Genomic DNA, 20,657 nt, shown 5'->3' with positions numbered 1-20,657 from the left:
TCGTTGATTTCCATTTGAAACGATCTGCTGATGTCCGATCACAACCAACATAACGAGTTTGCCGAGGAATCGGCCCTGGGGAATATCTACGACGCCAAATTGGTGAAGCGCCTTCTGTGGCTGATGCGGCCATACCGGTGGCACATTGCCCTGGCCATCATGGTGTTGATTGTAGTGACCGCCTTCGAGCTGGTCCTGCCTTATATCACCAAAGAGGCCATCGACCGCTATATAAAGGTTTCGGGCAGAAAGATGGTGACCACCCAGGAGATACCGGGCACCTTTCGCCTGGCCGGAGACACGGTTTTGGTGGATGTAGCCAGGCTGGGGCGGGAGCAGCAGTATCGGGCGGGGAGCTGGGAGAAGCAGGGCCGGCTTGAAAAGGCCAGCTATTATTACTTGGTGTCCGACGGCAGCGATCAGACACAAAGAGCCGTTGAGGCAGCCAAGGGCAGCGGTGCTTTATTCCAGAAATACGGCGATCTGTACCTTATAAAATATGACCAGTTGAAAACCCTTTCCCCTGCCAAGATCGCCGTTCTGCGCCAGCGGGACATCAAGGGGGTGCTTGATTTCGGGATGTTGTTCCTGGTGCTGTTGGTGATAAGTTTCGGGCTGAATTTTGTGCAGATAATACTGGTCCAGCTGGTGGGACAGAGGTTCATGCACTCCCTCAGGGAGAGGATATTCGCCAAGCTGCAATCCATAGACATGTCGTTCTTCGACCGCAATCCGGTGGGCCGCCTGGTGACCCGGGCCACCAACGATGTGGATGCCATCAACGAGGCCTTCGTCTCGGTATTCGCCCAGCTGTTCCGGGATGTCCTGCTGGTGCTGGCCCTGATGGCCATGATGCTCCTGCTGGACGTCAAACTGTCGCTGGTGGCCTACCTGACGATACCGTTGATCGCGGTGTGGACCATCTTCTTCAGGATCAAGGCCCGGGACATCTATCGCAATATCCGGGTGCGGCTGGCCCGGCTCAACGCCACCCTGCAGGAGAATCTCAGCGGGATTAGGGTGATCCAGATATTCCAGAGGGAAAAAGAGAACATCCGCCGCTTCGGGAACATCAACGACGACTATCTAAAGAGCTCCCTGCAGGAAGTGTTGGTGATGTCGTTCTTCCGTCCGATGGTGGAGATAATATCGGCGGTGGGACTGGCCCTGATAATCTATTACGGCGGCGGCAAGGTGATGGCCAGCAACCTGTCCTTGGGGACCCTGGTGGCCTTCACCACCTATCTGCGGATGTTCTTCCGGCCCATCCAGGAGCTGACCGAAAGTTATACCGTTCTGCAGTCGGCCATGGCCTCCTCGGAGAGAGTGTTTCAATTGCTGGACGAACCTTCAGGGATCAGCTTGGCTGAAAAACCGGTGGATATCGGCCGGCCCAAAGGGGAGATAGAATTCAAAGATGTCATTTTTGAGTATGTCCCCGGCGAGCCGGTGCTGAAGAATGTTACCTTTAAGGTATCGCCGGGGGAGAGGATAGCCTTTGTGGGCGCCACCGGTTCGGGCAAGACCACCATCATCAACCTGATCGCCAGGCTGTACGACATCAAAAGCGGGCAGATCCTGCTGGACGGGGTGGATATCCGGAAGATGGATATCCAGAAGCTGCGCTCCTCGTTGGGGGTGGTGATGCAGGATGTGTTCCTGTTCTCCGGAGACATCAAGGGCAACATCCGCCTGAACAAACCGCTGAGCGATCAAGAAGTGGTCGATATCTCCCGGCAGGTCCATGCCGACACCTTTATCGAGCGTTTTCCCGGCCAATACGGAGAGGAGGTCAAGGAGCGGGGGGTGACCCTGTCGGTGGGGGAGCGCCAGCTGCTGTCCTTTGCCCGGGCTTTGGCCTTCGATCCCCCGGTGCTGGTGCTGGACGAGGCCACCGCCAACATAGACACCCCCACCGAGAAACTGATCCAAGATGCCCTGGCCAAGCTGATGCAGGGACGCACCTCCATAGTTATCGCCCATCGACTATCCACCATAAAGCATGTGGATAGGATCTATGTGATCCACAAGGGCGAGATCCGGGAGAGCGGCAGCCATCAGGAGCTTTTGAAGAAACGAGGCCTGTACCACAGTCTATACCAGCTTCAGCTGGGCGGAGAACCAAATTAATGGGAGTATAAGGACATGGCCTATCAGAATAGCTTGCGGCAACAGATGGTAAAATGCTGTCAACGGTTGGATCAACTGGGTTTTGTGGCGGCCACCGATGGTAATGTTTCAGCCAGGCTTGATGGCGGCGGAATAATGATCACCCCGTCGATGCTGTCCAAGGGCGAGATCAAAGGATCACAGCTTTTGATATGCAATCTCGAGGGAAAAACGCTGGCCGGGAGAGGGAGGCCCTCCTCCGAGATAAAGATGCACCTGTACGCCTACCGGATGCGTCCCGATATAAAAGCGGTGGTGCACGCCCATCCCCCGGCGGCCACCGGTTTCGCCACGGCCGGAATATCCCTGACCGATCCGGTCCTGCCGGAAGTAATATTGACCGTGGGGCCGGTTCCCCTGGCAAAATACGCCACCCCCTCCACCGATGAGGTGCCCAGATCCATAGCGCCATATATCAAAAAGCATAATGCCATTTTGCTGGCCAATCACGGGGTGTTGACCGTTGGCCAGGATATCACCGAAGCTTTGCACCGGATGGAGAGGGTGGAACACCTGGCCAGGATAATGCTGGCGGCCGGACAGCTGGGCGGGGCCAGAAAAATGAATAAAAAGCAGATTAAAAAGCTGCTTGACAGCTTCAAAATAATCTGATATCCTATTTACAGAATATAAAAAGAATGATCAACCATTATAAAGGAGAAAAAATGAAGGCACTGAAGATCTTCCTGTCCCTGTCGGCGGTATTGCTCCTGACGATCAGCTTCGGCTGCAGCAAGGATACTCCTACCGAAACTCCGACCACCACCGCTACCACGATTCCTGCTGCACAGGAAGCCACGGTAGGCGACTTAGCGGCGACCCAAACCTTAGCCGGTGTTGAACAAGTGCAGGGTAACATGGACATGCTTAGCGGCGGCGGCTTCTCCCTGACTTCTGCCCAGAATGACGGCGTTAAGAACCCGCCCGACACTAGCTGGCATTATGATACTGCGACCCACTGGTGGTGGCAGACTTTCAGCGCCCAGTACCGGTGGGGCGTCCACCTGATGCCGGACCCTTGGAGCGATACCCTGGTCGTCAACCCCGACAGCCTTGAATTCAAGTACGAGTGGCTTGACACCACCGCCTACAACTTCACCTATTACTATACCATCGGCTGGCAGACCAAGCCGAATACCGTGCACGGCCTGTGGAAGTATGACATCCCCTATTATGTGCTCGGGGTTAACTATGGCTACTACTGGCACATGAATTTTGACAACGTCGGGGTCAACGACCACAGCGGCCACTTCGTCTACTCCGGCACCTACCCGGTGGCGGTAACAACCGGATATGTCATGGCCGCCATTACCGGCGAGATCACCCTGATCGCCGATGGTTCGGGCGACGGCAAGGTATCGGCCGGAGGGGTCGAGTTCTGCCGGATGCATTTCTACGCCGACGGCGTCAGCCCGCGCGGATACTACACCCTGCTGTCGGAAAACTGGGCTATCCAGCATACCTTTGACTCAAAAAAGTAAAGGCTCGTCTAAACAACAAAAATGGCAGGAGAAATTTCTCCTGCCATTTTTGTTGATCTTGTAATCTGTTTAAGGTTGGCCATCATTTTTATATGGCTGCGGCCAGACCTCCTGACCCGCAATCAAGACTTTTTTAATCTCCACCTGGCCGGACCGGAAAATAATCCGGGATAGGACATCATCGGCGGACGAGAACCTGGCATCATCGGCTTTTAGAACCACGAAGTCGGCCTGCTTGCCCTGGGCCAGATTCCCCAGGTTGTCTCCCAGTCCAAGTGTTTGGGCCGCGCCCAAGGTGGCCATATGGAAAAGCCCGGAGAGTTTTTGGATATTGGCATAATATCCGTCGCGCATCACATCCAACATGGAGAAGGAGGGTCCGGCGGCGATATCCGATCCCAGCGCCAGCCTGGGGTAATTTTCCCAATGTTCCAGGGGAAACCTGCCGGAATGCAGGAACAGGTTGGACGACGGGCAATGGACCACCCCGCAGCCTCTTTTCATTACCAGTTCCCGTTCGGCTTTTGACAAGTGGATGCAGTGGGCCAGCAGGGTCTTTCCCGTCAGCAGACCGAAGCGGTCATAGACCTCGGCATAGGTCTTGATCTTGGGGAAAGCCTTTTTTACCGCCCTGACCTCAAAGAGGTTCTCCGAAAGGTGGGTCTGGATATATAGATCCTCTTTTTGGGCCAACTGGCCTATCCTCTTAAGGTAACCCGGAGTGCAGGCCGGGGCAAACCTGGGATTAAGGGAAAAATACAGGCGCCCATTTCCACTCTTCTTGAAGAGGCCAGATAGGGCCCGGCACTCCGCTATGGTTTTTGCCGGATTTTGTTTAAGGTATCCCGGAACTGCCCGGTCCATGAGGGTATATCCGATGATGGCCCGGATGCCGGATTTTTCAGCTTGTCTTCGGGCGGCCAGCACTCCGGTTTTGAAATTGGTGTAAAGGACCGAAAACGTCACGCCATCGGCCAAAAGGGATTGGAAATATCTCTGGGAAGTATTTTCGGCGTTATTTTTATCTTTCAAACAGACTTCGGCCGGATAGATGTGGTTCTTCAGCCAATCCAACAAAGTGAAGCCGGTCTGCCCGATGGCATCGAACTGCGACAGATGGCTGTGACAATCTATCAATCCAGGGATGATGACGTTTTTGCCGGCGAGGGCAAGAAGCTTGTATTTCAATCCCGGTATTTTTTTATTCGGACCGCAGTATAATATTTTGCCGGCCCTATCGTATACCAAAAGCCCCTCTGGCAACCACTGACAGCGGTCGACAGACAGCGGGTTCAATATGGATCCCCTGAGGCCGACATGATGGTTCATGTTCATAAACCTTTTACCATCCGGATGAATTCCCTTTCATCGATCACCGTTACTCCCAGCGCTCTGGCCTTGTCATATTTGGAACCCGGCTCGCTGCCAGCCAACACCAGGCTGGTCTTCTTTGACACTGCTGAACCGATATTCCCCCCCTGGCTGATTATCAGTTCGGCGGCCTGCTCCCGGGTGTAGCTCTCCAGCCCTCCGGTCAGCACCACGGTCATCCCCGAAAATGCCCCGCCGTGTCCGGTGGAAGAATCTGATTTCATTCTGACTCCGGCCCGTTTCAACTTTTCCAATACTTTCAGGTTGTGGGGATTGCGGAAGAAATTCTCCACGCTTTGCCCCACCGCCGGACCCAGGCCGTAGATTTTTGATATCTCCTGGCAGCCGGCCGAGGCCAGGGAATCCATGTCTTCGAACCGTTTGGCCAGCTCCCGGGCTGCCTGGGTTCCCACATGAATTATCCCCAGAGAATACACCACCCGCCAGAACGGGTTGCCCTTGCTTTTTTCTATAGCTGTTATAAGGTTATCGGCGGATTTTTCGCCCATCCTTTCCAGCGGCAGCAGATCGGCCTTCCTGAGATCATAGAGATCCCCGAAATCCGTTATCAATTCCTGAGTGACCAGCAACTCCACCACCGCCGGACCCAGCCCGTCGATGTCCATGGCCCCCCGGGAGGCGAAATGCTCGATCCGGCCCTTGACCTGGGCCGGACAGGATACATTACCGCAGCGCCAGGCCACCTCGCCCTCCAGCCTTTTCAGGGGCGCATGGCAGACCGGGCAATTTTGCGGCATGACGACGGGTCCGGCCTTCTTATTCCGTTTTTCAATCACAACCCTTACCACCTGGGGGATGATCTCTCCGGCTTTCTCGATGATCACTGTATCGCCGTAATGCAGGTCCTTTCTTTTAAGCTCATCATCATTATGCAGGGTGGCCCGGGAGACAATGCTGCCGGAAAGCTGCACCGGCTCCAGGTTGGCCACCGGGGTCACCACGCCGGTCCGGCCCAGGCTGAACTCCACCGAACGCAGAATGGTGGCCGCCTGGCGGGCCGGGAATTTGTAGGCGATGGCCCAGCGCGGGCTGTGGCTGGTGGCGCCCAGCTGCCTCTGCTGGGCATAGGTATCCAGCTTGACGACCATGCCGTCTATCTCATAATCCAGGTCGTCCCGCTTCTGCTCCCATCGGTTACAGTAGTCTATGACCTGCGAGATGTCCTGACACAACCCTATATTCGGATTCACCTTGAACCCCAGGTCCTTCATGAATTTCATCGCCTGATAATGCTGATCCAGGTTCCCCGGGGGACGGCCCATGCCGTAGACGAAAATGGAAAGCTTTCGCTGGGCGACGGCCCGGGGGTCCAACTGTTTCAGCGATCCGGCGGCGGCATTGCGGGGATTGGCAAAGACAGCCTGGCCCTCCTGCTGCTTGATGTCATTCAACCTGGCAAATTCTTTTTTGGAGAGATAGACCTCGCCCCGGACCTCCAGTTCCGACTCCGAAGCATCAATGCTTAAGGGGATCGATCTTATGGTTTTCAAATTGGCGGTGATATCGTCGCCCCTGACTCCGTCGCCCCGGGTGGCCCCGTATTCCAACAAACCCTGGCGGTAAAAAAGAGCCACCGCCACCCCGTCGATCTTCAGCTCCACCACGTAGCGGTAGCTCTGTCCGGTCAGGCCTTTGCAGACCCGCTGGTCGAACTCCCTTAAATCGTCTTCGTTATAGGTGTTGTCCAGCGACAGCATCGGGGTCGGATGCTTTACCTGGGTAAAGCCCGGCAGGGGCTTTCCCGCCACCCGCTGGGTGGGAGAGTCGGGGAGCACCAGGCCGGGATGCTGTTTTTCCAATTCGATCAAACGCTGCATCAGGAGGTCGTATTCCCCATCGGAAATCTCCGGCCGGGCCAGTTCATAGTACAGGCGGTCGTGTTTTTTTATCTCCCGGCGGAGCCGGGCTATCTCTTTTTGGGCTGAGCTTTGGTCCATGCTTTTCGCTGCTATTGGTTACATTTGCCTTGACGATATTAGGATACTACATTATAATAATCCACGTCAAGCCGTATATTTTAAAAAGAAGCAATAATGACCAAAGCCCATATCGGAAATAATCCCACGCCGGACAGGATGTTCGGCAAGCTGAAAGAGAGCTTTAATCGGTACGATAAGGACCCGGCGGATTGGGCCGTGCTGGAGAAAGCCTTTCAGATGGCCAGCGCCGCCCACCACCGGCAGGCCAGGGCCTCCGGCGAGGAGTTTATCGTCCACCCCTTGGCCGTGGCCCTGTTGCTGGCCGACATCAGGATGGATGTCTCCACCATTGCTGCGGCCCTTCTGCATGACGTTCTGGAGGATACCGAGGTGGGCTACCAGGGCATCGCCGACGGCTTCGGAAAGCCGGTGGCCGATCTGGTGGAGGGGGTCACCAAGCTGGCGGCCATCAGCCTGCCCCGGGAGCAGAGCCGCGGCCTCAAGCCAGGCAGGCAGGCGGTGGACCATCAGGCGGAGAACCTGAGGAAGATATTTCTGGCCATGGCCAAGGATATCCGGGTGATCCTGATAAAACTGGCCGACCGGCTGAATAACCTGAAAACCCTGAATTCGCTGCCCCGGGAAAAACGGGAGCTGATCGCCCGGGAGACCCTGGAGGTTTTCGCTCCCATAGCCAGCCGGCTGGGAATATGGGATTTCAAATGGCAGTTGGAGGATCTGGCCCTTTCCTACCTGGAGCCCGAGGAATATCTGGAGCTCTCCCGAAAGGTGACCCAGAAGCGCCAGGAGAGGGAGAAGCAGATAGCGGAGATGAAGGCCATCCTGAAGAACAGCCTGGCCTCGGCCGAGATGAAGGATTTCATCATCGAGGGCCGGCCCAAGCATTTTTACGGGATCTACCGCAAGATGCACGACAAGGGCCGCAACATCGACGATATTTACGACCTGCTGGCGGTAAGGGTGATCGTGGACAGCGTCCCGGAGTGCTACCAGGTGCTGGGGATAATCCACAGCCTGTGGATGCCTTTTCAGGATCGTTTCAAGGATTATATCGCCATGCCCAAATCCAACAATTACCGCTCGCTGCATACCACCATCTACGGGCCGGGCAACCAGCCGGTGGAGGTCCAGATCCGGACCCGCGAGATGCACCAGATCGACGAATACGGCATTGCTGCCCACTGGGCCTACAAGGAGAAAAAATCCGGCACCGACATCAACCTTACCGGGGAGGTCTATCCCTGGATAAGGCGGATGCTGGACTGGCAAGAGGAGTCGCGTGATGCCCGGGAGTACATCGAGAACCTGAAACTGGACCTGCTGCAGAAAGAGGTGTTCGTGTTCACCCCCAAGGGCCAGGTGATAGACCTGCCGGCCGGCTCCACCCCGTTGGATTTTGCCTACCGGATACACACCGAGGTGGGCCACCGTTTCATCGGGGCCAAGGTCAACTCCCGGATAGTTCCCTTGGAGTACAAGCTCAACAACGCCGACATTGCAGAGATACTGACCTCCAAGCAGAGCAGCCCCTCGGCCGGCTGGCTGAAGGTGGTGCGCAGCCACCACGCCAGGAACAAGATCCGGCAATGGTTCAAAAAGGAAAAAAGGCCGGAATATGTGGCTTTGGGCCGGGAGGCGCTGCTGGTGGAGACCAGGAAAAACCGGCTGGAGATCGCCCTGGATAATTCCGAGATAATCCGCTCCCTGTTGGAGCACTATAAATTCGCTTCGCCGGATGATCTTTTCGTATCGGTGGGCTACGGCGAGCTGGCCGCCGGGACGGTGGTCAAAAAGATCAAGGCCCTGATCAGCCCGGAACTGCCGGCCACGCCGGCGGCTTCCCTGCCGCCTGCCAGGAAGATCAACCAGCGTCCTTCGGGGATCGGCATGGCCGGGGTGGATAATGTGGCGGTGCGCTTTGCCCGCTGCTGTTCGCCCATCTTCGGGGACGAGGTGTTCGGCTACATCTCCCTGGGAAAGGGCATCTCGGTCCACCGACGGGACTGCCCCAACTATCGCAATCTGGCCTCCAGCCCTGACCGGGTGGTCAAGGTAAGCTGGGTGGAACAGGAGCCGGGATCGTCCTATGCCGTCATTCTGAATGTCGAGGGCATGGATCGTCCGGACCTGCTGTTCGACGTGGTCAATGCCATCAACCAGGCCAAGCTGAGGATCCAGGCCACCAAGTCCTCCACCAGGAGCAGCCGGCACAGTATCAGGGTCACGGTGGAGATAGGCTCCCGGGAACAACTGGAGAACCTGATGGCCGGGCTGTCGCGGATAAAAGACGTATCTAATGTTTCCCGGATTCTATCCAGGGGGAAATGATGAATCAGCTTGAGCAATAAATTTATGTCTCCACAACCAAACCGGCCCCCGTACCTCTGGCCGGTGATGCTGGCCGGCATCACCGCCATATCATTTGCCGCGGTGCTTATAAAAAGCTGTCAGGCCCCGCCTCTGGCCATCGCTCTTTACCGGCTGGGATTTGCCTCGTTGCTTCTGTTGCCGGTCTTCGCGGCAAAAAAGGGTTTCAAACATCTTGGCCGGACCGATATTTTATGGGCGGCCCTGTCCGGGCTTTTCTTAAGCCTGCATTTTATCCTGTGGATCTATTCCTTGAACTACACCTCGGTTGCCAGCTCGGTGGTATTCGTCACCACCAATCCGCTGTTCGTCAGCCTGCTGGGCTGGCTGTTGTTCCGGGAGAAACCAGGCATCAGGATCTTTCTGGCCATAATGCTGGTGCTGCTGGGGGGCGGGCTGATCGCCGGCCGGTCCGACCTTTCGGGCCCGGCCAATTTCGGCAACCTGCTGGCTCTGGGCGGGGCGGTGATGGCCTCCTGCTATCTGCTGGTGGGACGGTACCTGCGCAACAGGATGGGGATCCTGCCCTATATCACCCTGTGCTACGGAACCACCGCCGTCATAATGTTAGCAGCCTCGCTGGTTTTCAGGGTTCCGCTATGGGGTTTCGACGGCCGGACCTGGCTGTTCTTCGTACTGCTGGCCCTGGGCCCGCAACTGATCGGCCACAGCACCTTCAACTGGGGGCTGAAATATTTCTCCACCCCCAAGATCGCCATGCTGATCATCACCGAGCCGGTGGGCTCGGCCCTGCTGGCCTGGGCTTTTTTAAGGCAGATGCCCACCGCCTTCGAGGTTCTCGGCGGGTTGCTGATACTGGCCGGGGTCTATCTGACAGTGGCCGAAAAACCGGTGCGGGCCACCCCATTGTAAAAATAAAAAAGCGCCCGGGAGGTTTATCGGGCGCAGGTGGTATCGTCCGGAAACAACTATTCTTTGGGTTTTAGCAGCAGCGAGGCCACGATCGAACCGGCCAAGATAAGGATGATCACCCCCAGCGACAGGCCGATGGAGATGTGGAAGACATCAGCCAGGATCATCTTGACCCCCACAAAGCCCAGGATCAGCGCCACGCCGTAATTAAGGAAGCGGAATTTCATGACGATGTTGGCCAGCAGGAAATACAGGGCCCGCAGGCCCAAGATGGCGAAGATGTTGGAGGTGATGGCGATGAAGGGGTCCCGGGTGATGCCCAGCACCGCTGGGATGGAATCCACCGCGAAGACCAGGTCCGAGGCCTCCACCACCAGCAGGGCCACGAATAACGAGGTGGCGCAAAGTTTTCCGGCCTCCCGGACGAAGAATTTTTCCTTATTGTCGGCGCAGCTGACGGGAAACAATTTGCGCGACAGCCTGACCATCAGGTGCTTTTCGATCTCGATGTCCTGGGCTTCGTCGAAGGCCATGCGGTAGGCGGTGAACAGCAGAATGGCCCCGAAGACGTAGATCACCCAGTGGAAGGCCTGCATCAGGGCCACCCCGAACAGGATCAGCACCACCCTCATGATCACCGCGCCCAGGATGCCCCATTTGAGCACCAGCGGCTGGCGCTCCGGCCCCAGCTTGAAGCTGGCGAAGATCATGATGAATACGAACAGGTTGTCCACCGAAAGCGATTTTTCTATTATATAGCCGGTCAGGAATTCCAGGGCCCGCAGCCGGCCCTGGAAATACCAGATGCCCAGGCAGAACACCAGGGCGGTGCTTATCCAGACGATGCTCCACAACAGGGCCTTGCGGGTGGACATGGAGTGATGACGGTGGCTGGTGGCAAAGATATCGATAAAAAGCATTCCCGACACCATCACCGAGAATATGGACCACATTAATAATTGATGCATGGGTGGGATTATAACCGCTGGGGCATCTTTTAGTCAAGAAAAAGCGGAGGGGCTTTTTAACATTTGGCTTGCCAGGAAAAGCAAATAACTGCTATACTTGAAAATCGTACGGCAAAGAATTTACAGTTATGACCAGAATAATGATCATTGCCGGGGAGACCTCCGGCGATCTGCACGGCGGGATGCTGGTGCGCGAACTCAGGAAGCTGGACCCCGGCCTGGAGATCTACGGCATCGGCGGGGAGAGCATGCAGGCGGCCGGCATGGAGCTGGTCTACCACATCAGGGAATTCTCCTTCATGGGCTTTGTGGAGGTGCTGGCCCATCTGCCGTTCATCCGTTCGGTCTTCAAAAGGTTGGAGGAGCTGCTGGTCAGTCGCCAGCCCGATCTGTTGGTGCTGATAGATTACCCCGGGTTCAATCTTCGTTTCGCCAAGATCGCCAGAAAGGCGGGCATCGAGGTCGTCTACTACATTTCACCGCAGGTGTGGGCCTGGGGTAAACGGAGGGTCAGGTTGATCAGGCGCCTAGTAAAGAAGATGCTGGTGATCCTGCCCTTCGAGGAGAAATTCTACCAAAGGCTGAAAGTGCCGGCCAAATATGTGGGGAACCCCTTGAGGGATACCGTGAAACCCTCTCTGGGAAAAGAGGAATTCTGCCGGCAGCATGGATTGAATTTTAATGAAGCTTTGGTAGGAATACTGCCGGGCAGCCGCCGCCAGGAGGTGGAGAAGATCCTGCCGGCCATGCTGCAGGCCTGCCAGCTGCTTCATAACGAAGATCAAAACATTCAGTTCGGTCTGGGGCTGGCGCCCCATATCGACCGGCAATATATAAAAGAGCAGCTGGATAGATGCAACATCAATGTTGCCCTGGTAGAAAACCAGGCCTATGATCTGATGGCCCACAGCCGCCTGGTACTGGTGGCCTCGGGCACCGCCACCCTGGAGACAGGCCTGGCCGGGACCCCGATGATCATCATCTATAGGACCAATCCCCTGTCATTTATCATCGGCAAGTCCCTGGTCAAACTCCCGTTCATCGGGCTGGTGAACCTGGTGGCGGGCAAGAAGGTGGTTCCGGAGTTTTTGCAATGGGAGGCCCGGCCGGGGGCCATCTTCCTGATGGCCAAGATGCTATTGGAAGACGGTCCTCCGCGCCAGGCGGTGATCAACGAACTGGCCAGGATCCCGCAGTTACTGGGCGAGCCGGGAGCGGCCCGGCGGGCGGCGGAGGAGATTCTGGAATGTTTGACCCCTCCCTTAATCCCTCCCCCGTAAGGAGAGGGAAGATATGGTGGAAAGCAAGGCGGTGTTTGAAAAGGTTTGAAGCGGTGTGACTTTAGAGGCGAAGAGCTCATCGCCCAAAACTGCATGTATGGCATAAACGAAGATAAATTAAATATGAAAAAAATCAAACTCCTTATAATCGCCCTATTGTTTAGTTCGGTCATATATACGCAAGAAGCAACAAGTTTTGCGGTTGAGAACCCGAGGGTTAAAAGGCCTATGGGTTTAAGTTTGAATTTGGGCGGCCCGACAATACTTGTTTCGGCGTCGTTAGATTATTTTATATTGCCCATATTGAACATTGAAGCAGGCGGCGGTATTTGGGGTTATTATGCCGGACCAAAATATCATTTCAGAGGGCAAAGAAATATGAGGACCACATTATATACTGGAGTTTTGGTAACGGCAATACCCCCGTTACCAGGTAGCGATGTATTTTATAAAGCAGGATGGAATGTTCCAGAACCCAAAACCAATTATGATTTTTATATCCCAATAGGTATAAGCAATATGTCTCGGAGCGGATATACCTTTTCTTTAGAAATCGCCACCAGTCGTAGATTCATAGATTCCAAAATTCCGTTTATCTTTTCAGCTAAATTCGGGTAACATTTCAAACCGCGAAAAACTAAAATCACAAACAATAAATCAAGATGAAGATAATAGACCTGCGTTCCGATACCGTCACCCGGCCCACCCCGGCCATGATCAAGGCCATGATGGCCGCGCCGCTGGGCGACGACGTGCTGGGCGACGACCCCACCGTCATCAAACTGCAAAACGAGACCGCCAAACTGCTGGGCAAGCCGGCCGGGCTGTTCGTGCCCTCCGGCACCATGGGGAACCAGCTGGCCATCATGACCCATACCCGGCCGGGGGATGAGGTGATCCTGGATTACGAATCGCACATCTTCCGCTACGAGGTGGCCGGGGCGGCGGTGATGTCCGGGGTGCAGTTCAACACCCTGAGCGGGCCCGGCGGGGTGATGGTTGCCAGACAGGTACAGGATGCCATCCGCCCGAATGATATTCATCAGCCGGCCACCACCCTGGTCTGCCTGGAGAACACCCACAACCGGGCGGGCGGAACGGTCTATCCGCTGGATGAGATCAAAAAGATATCGGCCATATGCAAAAAGCAGGGGATCAAAATGCATCTGGACGGGGCCCGCCTGTGGAACGCCTCGGTGGCCACAGGGATCCCGCTCAAAGAATACGCCAAATATTTTGATTCGGTGATGGTCTGCTTCTCCAAGGGGATGGGCTGCCCGGTGGGCTCGGTGCTGGCCGGAGAAAAAAAGTTCATTGCCGTGGCGGCCCGTAACCGCAAGATGCTGGGCGGCGGCATGCGCCAATCAGGAATTTTGGCCGGGGCGGGTCTTTATGCCCTGAAGCATAACATCAAAAGGATGGCCGATGACCATAGGAGGGCCAAGATGCTGGGCCAGACGATTTCCCAAATATCAAAAATCAAAATCGATCTGACGAGCGTGCAGACCAACATAATCGTTTTTGACATCAAACGGACCGGCATGAATTCCGAGCAGGCCATGAAGAAGCTGGCCCTAAAGGGCCTGTGGGTTATACCGTTCGGAACCACCAAGCTGCGGGCGGTGACCCACCTGGATGTAAGTGATGGGGATATTGTCCGGGCCGGCAAAATATTAAAGACCGTTTTTTAATATCACAAGTCCCAAGCCCGTCAATCAGATGGGCTTTTTTATTGCAATGCCAAATATTTCTTGCTTTTGTTTCTCTTTTAAGATAACATAACAAAATGTTGATTTAATGAAATCCATTAAAAATATAAACCAATAACAATCATTATCGAAAGGAAACCCATGAAAAAATTACTGGCAGCCATCGTGGTTCTTATCGGGTTGGCTTTTGCCATGACCGCCTGGACCCAGAAAAGCCCCCAGCCCAATCTGGTAGGGACCTGGGAGGGTTCGACCGTCTCCCACCACAAAGACCGGGGGCACGTCCAGTCATCCCAATACACCTTCGTCGTCGAGGAGCAGAAGGGCCGCATGATCACCGGTTACAAGGCCTGGAACCTGCTGGGGGTGGATACCACCGAGGCCTTCTCCGGGATCATCTCCCGCGACGGCAAGAAATTCTACACCGCCGAGCACGATGACGGATACGGCTTCGGGGACATCATCTCCGGCACCCAGATCGAGGTAATATATCTGGAAAGCGGAAGCAAGCCCAAGGTGGTATTGAAGGCGCTTAAAAAGACCTCCGGCAAGCCCAAGCCACGGACCGCCGTCAAGGCCAGCTCCAAGGACTAAGGGAAGAGTTCATCATAACGATGCCGCAGGGAAGGTTTTCTGCGGCATCAATAACTTGTCCACACAATATAATAAACGAGGAGGTCCCATGATCGAAGCTGTCAAACTGATATACCTGATCAACCTTATTTTATGCCTGGTCATCCTGGGATTCGGCATCTGGGGCTACCGGAATAAAAAGAACCGGACCGCTTTGATGGTCGGCCTGGCCTTCGGCCTGTTCGGAGGCACCCATCTGGCCACCCTTTTCGATTTGCAGATCCAATTGGAGTCCCTGTTGATAGCCATCAGGATCCTCGCCTACCTGATGGTGGCGGTAGCCCTCTATCTTGAAACCTTTAAAAAATAACACCCGAACAAGGAGATGACCTTGCTTGACCGGCTCTTCAAACTGAAGGAGAACCGGACCAACGTCCGGACCGAGATCCTGGCCGGGATCACCACCTTCATGGCCATGTCCTACATCATCGCCGCCAATCCCATGATCCTGGCGGCCGCCGGGATGGACAAGGGCGCGGTGACCCTGGCCACTTGCCTGGCCTCGGGGCTGATCACCATCGCCATGGGACTGCTGTCCAACTACCCGATAGCCCTGGCCCCCGGCATGGGCATCAACGCCTACTTCGCCTACAGCATCTGCGCCGGGATGGGGATCGACTGGCGGATCGGGCTGGGGTTCTTCTTCATCGAGGGGGTGATCATCCTGCTGGTCACCATGACCAGGCTGCGCGAGATCGTGATAGACGCCATCCCCTTTTCCCTGAAATGCGCCATCAGCGCCGGGATCGGCCTGTTCCTGACCTTCATCGGCTTCGCCAACGCCGGCATCATCGCCCCGCATCCGGCCACCTTCGTCACCATCTCCCGCTTCGCCAGTCCCCAGGTCTGGCCCCAGGTGCTGCTGGCCTCGGTCGGGATCATCATCACCACCATCCTGCTGACCAGGAAGGTCAAGGGGGCCATCCTGATCGGGATCGCGGCCGGCACGCTTCTCAGCCTCATCCCCGCCTTCCGGCCCGACGGCGCCGGGCTTAGCCTGCTGGCCCCCTCGCTTAGCCCCACCTTTTTCCAGCTGGACATCCTGGGCGCCCTGCGCTGGCAGTTCGCCGCGCTGATCTTCACCCTGCTGTTCGTGGACTTCTTCGACACGGCCGGGACCATCATCGGGGTGTCGGTCAAGGCGAAGTTCCTGGACGATAAGGGCAAGATCCCCCGGGTGGGACGGGTGCTGCTGGCCGATTCCATGGGCCCGGTCGTGGGAGCTTTGGCCGGAACCTCCACCGTGACCTCGTTCATCGAGAGCGCGGCCGGGGTGGAGGAGGGCGGCAGGACCGGGCTGACCGCGGTGGTCACCGGCCTGCTGTTTTTGGCGGCCATGGCCGCGGCTCCGCTGGTGGGCCTGGTCCCGGCGGCGGCGGTGGCCCCGGCCCTGATCATAGTGGGCATCATGATGATGGAGCCGGTGCTGAAGATAGATTTCAGCGACTACTCCGAGGCGGTGCCGGCCTTCATCACCATCGCCGCCATGCCCTTCACCTACAGCATCTCCAACGGCATCACCCTGGGCTTCCTATCCTACGTCCTGATCAAGGCCCTGACCGGCCGGGCCAGGACCATAGCCCCGGCCATGTACGTGCTGGCGGCGCTGGGACTGCTGTTCTTCCTGATCAGCCCGGAGTTCAGGTGACGGTCAAATTCATCATCAGGCCTCAAGGGAACATATCTTTTTTGCCAAGGGGCCGCCCCAAAGGGGCGGCCCCTTTTGTCTGGCATAATGAAATTCATCTTGCATTTAGGGTGGTTTTAAGATAACATAAATGTTCACAATGGATCATCAAAAACTGGTGGCGCTTTCCCTGAAAACATAATTCACAAGGAACAGATATGAAAAAAATAATCATCCCGTTTTTAGCCTTGCTGGCAACGCTTCTGGGCGGTGCGGCGACCTGCCGGGCCGACTGGGCCACCGCCACCATAAAAGCCGGCTCCTGGCCGGTGGCCGGTGCGGTGAACCCGGTCACCAACAAGATCTACGTGGCCAACCGGTACGCCGACAGCGTCACCATAATAGACGGAGCCACCCTGTCTGCGACCAGGGTGAGGGTGGGCCAGTATCCCATAGCCCTGGCGGTCAATCCATACACCAACAAGATCTACGTGGCCAACTATGACGACAGCACCGTAACGGTGATAGACGGGGCCACCCATGGCACCGTCACCGTGGCGACCGGTACCCATCCCCGCGCCGTGGCGCTGAATCCCATGACCAACAAGATCTACGTGGCCAACGAGGGCAGCGCCAATATCACCGTGATCGACGGGACCAACAATTCCGCAGTGAAGGTGACGGGAAGAGACGTGCCCTACGCCATAGCCGTGAACACAGTGACCGACATGATCTACGTGGCCAACGCCGGCAGCCATTACCTGACCGAGTTGTCCGGTATTGATAATTGGGTGGAGACCATCAACATAGCCCCCAGCGGAACCTACGCCTTTGCGGTGGCGGTGAACCCCTCCACCGACATGGTCTATGCCACCAGGGGCGACGGCCGGTTGGTGATGGTGGTCGGGGACAGCCATGACGACACCAGCACCGTGTTATTGGATGGCGAAGGCCAAGCTCTGGCGGTGAACCCGGTGACCAACAAGATCTACGCGGCCAACTACAACGACAACAGCGTAACGGTGATCGACGGGGCCACCCACGCCAAGACCAGAGTGGCCCTGGGATCGCCTCCCCAGGCCATAGCGGTGAACCCGGCGACCAATAAGATCTACACCGCCAACGATACCGGGGACAGCGTGACGGTGATCGACGGGGCCACCCATGCCGTAACCAATATCTCCACCGGGAATTTTACCTGGCCCCAGGCCATAGTGGTCAACCCGGCCACCAACAAGATCTACAGCATCAACCATATGGGCGACAATATGACGGTGATCGACGGCGGCCATTACGCTACCACCACCGTGGCGGCCGGATCCATCCCCTATGATGCGGCGGTGAACCCGGTAACGAATAAAGTCTACGTGGCCAACACCAACAGCGACAATGTCACGGTGATCGACGGGGCCACCGGCGACACCACGCTGGTGGCGGCCGGGGACACCCCCTGGGCGGTGGCGGTGAACCCGGTAAGCAACAAGGCATACGTGGCGAACTACTACGACAACAATGTCACGGTGATCGACGGAGCCAGCGGCGGAACCACCACGGTGCCCACCCGGACCACCCCCCGGGCGGTGGCGGTGAACCCGGTGACCAACAAGGTCTACGTGGCCAACGGCAACAACTCCAGCGTCACGGTGATCGACGGGGTCACCAACGACACCGCCACCGTGGCCACCGGGTCGGCCCCCTTCGCGCTGGCGGTCAATCCGGCCACCAACAAGATATACGTGGCCAACTACGGCAATGCCAACGTGACGGTGATCGACGGGGCCACCAACGGCACGGCCACCGTATGGGCGGGCGCCAATCCCCGGGCGGTGGCGGTCAACCCGCTGACCAACAAGGCCTACGTGGCCAACTACAACGACTCCAGCGTCACGGTGATCGACGGGGCCACCAACGACACGGCCACAGTGACCGTGGGCGCCAAACCCCGGGCGGTGGCGGTCAATCCGCTGACCAACAGGATCTACGTGGCCAACGAAGGCAGCGCCAGCGTCACGGTGATCGACGGGGCCACCAACGACACCACTACGGTGGCCACCGGACCATCGCCCTATGACGTGGCGGTCAACCCGGTAAGCAACATGATCTTCGTGGCCAACGTCGGCAACGACAGCGTGACGGTGATCGACGGGGCCACCAATACGACCTGCGCCATAGCCGCCGGCCCCGCCCCCTGCGACCTGGCGGTGAACCCGGTAAGCAACAGGATCTACGTGGTGAACAACGGCGGCAGCAGCGTGACGGTGATCGATGCGGTTAGGGAGTGGGACACCGGCATAACGGCAGTCGTCGACAGCAGCACCAACCACCGCAGTTATACCCATCGGCCATATATCACCGGCACGGCCTCGGTGAACTGGCCGCCCAACTGGATCACTTTGGACCATGTGCTGGATAAATGGATGACCGGGCAGGAGGCCTGGCACCAGGCTTCGGTGAATGGATCCGGCAAGACGGTGGACTGGACCTATGCCTGGGGCGGCGATTCCCTGCTGTGGGGCCTGAATTACCTCAACATCGTTCCCTTGTCGCAAAGCGGCACCACCAACAACCTGGGGCTGGGCACGGCCATGACCGGCAACCTTCTGACCTACCCCATCTATTACCTGGACAATGTTCCGCCCACCATCGCCTGGTGGGACAGCCTGCCGGATGACGCGGATTCCATCGGCGGCTACGGGCCCTACCCGGTGAAAGCGGTCATCCGGGATTTTTCCGGCATCTTTACGGCCTTTCTGCATTACGACGGGGACAGCGTGGCCATGAACAGGGCCACGGCAGATACCTTTGCCGCCAACATCCCGGCCCAGATATTGGCCGCGGGAGACAGCCTGATCGTAGCTTATTCGGTCAGCGCCCGGGATCACGCTCACGATCTTAACCGGAATCAAAGTTCGTCGAGGACTGTTTGGCTGTATAACCTGACCGGCGTAACCGGCCGGCCGGCCGGCTCGATTCCAAAGGTTTATGCCTTGGGCAACGCCTACCCCAATCCCTCAAGAGGGCAGACCACTTTCAAGTACCAGCTGCCCAGGGAATCGAAGGTCAGCCTGACGGTCTACAACGTGGTGGGCCAGGCGGTCAAACGGTTCGATATCGGAACCAAGCCTGCCGGGTACCACCAGATCAACTGGAACAATAATCTCCTGCCCAACGGGGTCTATATCTACCAGCTTAAGGCAGGAGACTTTGTTTCCACCAGGAAGCTGATGATAGTAAGATAAATATCTTTTGTCCACAAAGGGCCGCCCTAAAGGGCGGCCCTTTTAGCGATGCCACGACCTCAAAACGGCCCCCAAAGGCTTAAAAAACCTTGACTTTGGGGCTGTTTTAAGCTATCATAATACGCTAATTTGCAAATACATCTTTTCAACATTGGATAACCAAACAGGAGGATTAAATGACCAAGAGAACCTACCAGCCAAGCCAGGTGAAGAGGGCCAGAAAGCACGGTTTTCGCAATCGGATGGAAACGGCTGACGGCCGGAAAATACTGGCCCGCCGCCGGGCCAAGGGCCGCCATAAGCTGACGGTGTCCGACGAAAAAGTCAGCCTGAAGCACACCTAAGGGCCGGAGGGCGGCAGTTGACGGTAATGGACCAGACATTCAAAAAGGATGAACGGCTGCGGAGGTCGCAGGACATTACCGAAGCTCTGAAAACCGGCACCCGCCTGGGCCAGGACGGGATCTCCCTGATCTTCAGCCAAAGGAAGGGGGCGCCCGGCACCAGGGCCGGTTTTATCGTAAGGAAAAAACTGGGAAAGGCGGTGTCCCGAAACCTGATGAAACGCAGGATGCGCGAAGCCTACCGCAGGATCAAATGCCGGCTGAAGCCGGGCTACGATCTGGTATTCTCCGCAAATCAGATTATTGAATACATCAGGGTGCGGGAGGCGATGGCCGAGCTTATCAAACGGGGAAAGATTGTATCGGAGGATAATTAAAACATGCTGAGAGGCTTGCTGACATTCATATTGGCATCTGTCATCCAATTCTACCGGATAACGGTGGGCCTGCTGTTGCCCGATTCCTGCCGGTACAGCCCCACCTGCTCGGTCTATGCCCTGGGGGCCGTCAGGACTCACGGGCCGTGGCGCGGATCGTGGCTGGCTGTCCGCCGGGTGCTGCGCTGCCATCCGTTCCATGCCGGCGGTTATGACCCGGTCCCCGGCCTCAAAACAAAAGAAGGGAAGAATATTTAG

Annotated in this window: 18 protein-coding genes; 15 read left to right on the top strand and 3 right to left on the bottom strand. The window is 56.8% G+C overall.

Translation table 11 applies throughout. From position 1 onward, the window contains the following. Positions 1 to 30 precede the first annotated feature (30 nt). The 3 genes from A2273_02370 to A2273_02360 all read left to right on the top strand — a co-directional run bounded on the left by A2273_02370 (position 31) and on the right by A2273_02360 (position 3,650). Positions 31 to 2,130, top strand: a complete 2,100-nt coding sequence (locus A2273_02370; protein ID OGF07335.1) for a hypothetical protein — start codon at positions 31 to 33, stop codon at positions 2,128 to 2,130. A gap of 15 nt (positions 2,131 to 2,145) precedes the next feature. Then, entirely contained in the window at positions 2,146 to 2,781 is a 636-nt protein-coding gene (locus A2273_02365; GenBank protein ID OGF07334.1) for a hypothetical protein, read from the top strand. 245 nt (positions 2,782 to 3,026) lie between these two features. After that, positions 3,027 to 3,650: a hypothetical protein gene (locus A2273_02360; GenBank protein OGF07333.1), complete on the top strand. Its 624-nt coding sequence runs from the start codon at positions 3,027 to 3,029 to the stop codon at positions 3,648 to 3,650. A 69-nt stretch (positions 3,651 to 3,719) separates the two neighbouring features. On the opposite strand, the gene A2273_02355 is transcribed toward A2273_02360, so the two are convergent. Together A2273_02355 and A2273_02350 are read right to left on the bottom strand one after the other, a co-directional pair. Beyond that, on the bottom strand, positions 3,720 to 4,985 hold the full coding sequence (locus A2273_02355; GenBank protein OGF07332.1) for a hypothetical protein: 1,266 nt from the start codon (positions 4,983 to 4,985) through the stop codon (positions 3,720 to 3,722). Beyond that, entirely contained in the window at positions 4,982 to 6,979 is a 1,998-nt protein-coding gene (locus tag A2273_02350) for a DNA ligase (NAD(+)) LigA (GenBank protein OGF07331.1), read from the bottom strand. The genes A2273_02355 and A2273_02350 overlap by 4 nt, the downstream gene beginning before the upstream one ends. A 138-nt stretch (positions 6,980 to 7,117) precedes the next feature. Between A2273_02350 and A2273_02345 the strand changes: the two genes are divergently transcribed. Together A2273_02345 and A2273_02340 are read left to right on the top strand one after the other, a co-directional pair. Beyond that, complete coding sequence (locus tag A2273_02345; protein ID OGF07999.1) at positions 7,118 to 9,310, top strand: hypothetical protein; 2,193 nt, start codon at positions 7,118 to 7,120, stop codon at positions 9,308 to 9,310. A 24-nt stretch (positions 9,311 to 9,334) separates the two neighbouring features. Beyond that, on the top strand, positions 9,335 to 10,222 hold the full coding sequence (locus A2273_02340) for a hypothetical protein (GenBank protein ID OGF07330.1): 888 nt from the start codon (positions 9,335 to 9,337) through the stop codon (positions 10,220 to 10,222). A 56-nt stretch (positions 10,223 to 10,278) separates the two neighbouring features. On the opposite strand, the gene A2273_02335 is transcribed toward A2273_02340, so the two are convergent. Continuing rightward, on the bottom strand, positions 10,279 to 11,190 hold the full coding sequence (locus A2273_02335; GenBank protein OGF07329.1) for a tellurium resistance protein TerC: 912 nt from the start codon (positions 11,188 to 11,190) through the stop codon (positions 10,279 to 10,281). Positions 11,191 to 11,318: 128 nt separating this feature from the next. Between A2273_02335 and A2273_02330 the strand changes: the two genes are divergently transcribed. The 10 genes from A2273_02330 (at position 11,319) to A2273_02285 (ending at position 20,657) form a co-directional block, all read left to right on the top strand. Next, entirely contained in the window at positions 11,319 to 12,470 is a 1,152-nt protein-coding gene (locus A2273_02330) for a lipid-A-disaccharide synthase (protein OGF07328.1), read from the top strand. A gap of 45 nt (positions 12,471 to 12,515) precedes the next feature. Beyond that, positions 12,516 to 13,088: a hypothetical protein gene (locus A2273_02325; GenBank protein ID OGF07327.1), complete on the top strand. Its 573-nt coding sequence runs from the start codon at positions 12,516 to 12,518 to the stop codon at positions 13,086 to 13,088. A 44-nt stretch (positions 13,089 to 13,132) separates the two neighbouring features. Beyond that, positions 13,133 to 14,161 carry a threonine aldolase gene (locus A2273_02320; protein OGF07326.1) on the top strand — a complete coding sequence of 343 codons (1,029 nt, stop codon included), beginning with the start codon at positions 13,133 to 13,135 and terminating at the stop codon, positions 14,159 to 14,161. Between the two features lie 159 nt (positions 14,162 to 14,320). Next, a complete protein-coding gene (locus tag A2273_02315; protein ID OGF07325.1) occupies positions 14,321 to 14,773 on the top strand; it encodes a hypothetical protein in 453 nt (150 codons plus the stop codon). A gap of 106 nt (positions 14,774 to 14,879) precedes the next feature. Further along, positions 14,880 to 15,122, top strand: a complete 243-nt coding sequence (locus A2273_02310; GenBank protein ID OGF07998.1) for a hypothetical protein — start codon at positions 14,880 to 14,882, stop codon at positions 15,120 to 15,122. Positions 15,123 to 15,137: 15 nt separating this feature from the next. Beyond that, entirely contained in the window at positions 15,138 to 16,460 is a 1,323-nt protein-coding gene (locus A2273_02305) for a guanine permease (GenBank protein ID OGF07324.1), read from the top strand. Positions 16,461 to 16,657: 197 nt separating this feature from the next. Further along, entirely contained in the window at positions 16,658 to 19,678 is a 3,021-nt protein-coding gene (locus tag A2273_02300) for a hypothetical protein (GenBank protein OGF07323.1), read from the top strand. Positions 19,679 to 19,854: 176 nt separating this feature from the next. Further along, positions 19,855 to 20,022 (top strand): 50S ribosomal protein L34, encoded by a 168-nt coding sequence (locus A2273_02295; protein OGF07322.1) that lies wholly within the window; start codon positions 19,855 to 19,857, stop codon positions 20,020 to 20,022. A 26-nt stretch (positions 20,023 to 20,048) separates the two neighbouring features. Next, on the top strand, positions 20,049 to 20,399 hold the full coding sequence (locus tag A2273_02290; GenBank protein ID OGF07321.1) for a ribonuclease P protein component: 351 nt from the start codon (positions 20,049 to 20,051) through the stop codon (positions 20,397 to 20,399). A gap of 3 nt (positions 20,400 to 20,402) precedes the next feature. Beyond that, positions 20,403 to 20,657 (top strand): membrane protein insertion efficiency factor YidD, encoded by a 255-nt coding sequence (locus A2273_02285; GenBank protein ID OGF07320.1) that lies wholly within the window; start codon positions 20,403 to 20,405, stop codon positions 20,655 to 20,657.

This window comes from Candidatus Edwardsbacteria bacterium RifOxyA12_full_54_48, assembly GCA_001777915.1.
Lineage (GTDB): Bacteria > Edwardsbacteria > AC1 > AC1 > EtOH8 > UBA2226.
The sequence above is the reverse complement of the archived record's forward strand: the minus strand, read 5'-3'. Positions and strand labels throughout refer to the sequence as shown.